Annotated in this window: 1 protein-coding gene; it reads right to left on the bottom strand. The window is 67.2% G+C overall.

The features are described 5' to 3' along the window. Positions 1–597: IS630 family transposase (locus FZ029_RS32805; protein WP_149274387.1), on the bottom strand; the 597-nt coding region annotated here is incomplete at both ends.

The following is a 597-nucleotide window of genomic DNA, read 5'->3' as shown; positions in this document are numbered from 1 at the left end:
TGATGCGGCCGGTTTCGGCGACGAGCGCGTTCCAGGCGTCGCAGCAAGCGTCGATGATGGTGTCCTGATCGGGAAAGACCCGCTGTGACATCAGCTTTTCGCGGAGGAAGAGCCAGATCCGCTCGACCGGGTTGCACTCGGGCGAATAGGGCGGCAAGGGCACGAGGGTGAGATTGGCGGGCACGACCAGGCTCTTGCTGGCGTGCCAACCGGCGCCGTCGAGGACCATGACGGCGTGGTCGTCCGGGGCCAGGGTGGCGGCGAAGTCGGCGAGGAAGCGGTTCATGGCGATGGTGGACACCGTCGGCAGGACGAGGGCAAAGCCGTCCCCCGTCTTGGGTTCGACGGCGGCATAGAGGTAAGTCCAGTCGAACCTCTGGTCGCACAGGCCGGGCGGACGCTGGCCCTTCAGCCACCAGCGATGACACAGCCGCCCCTTCTGCCCGAACCGCGCCTCATCTTGGAAAAACACGCGCAGGCGCTTGCCCGGGTGCGCCTCGGCGGCCGCCGTCAGGGCGCGGCGAAGCCCCCTTTTTTGAAACGCTCCTGCGCTTTGCTCTCGGTTTTCGGGTGAACGGGCCGGGCCTTCTGGCGCGA

The sequence above is a fragment of the Azospirillum sp. Sh1 genome (assembly GCF_008365135.1).
Classification (GTDB): Bacteria; Pseudomonadota; Alphaproteobacteria; order Azospirillales; family Azospirillaceae; genus Azospirillum; species Azospirillum oryzae.
The sequence above is the reverse complement of the archived record's forward strand: the minus strand, read 5'-3'. Positions and strand labels throughout refer to the sequence as shown.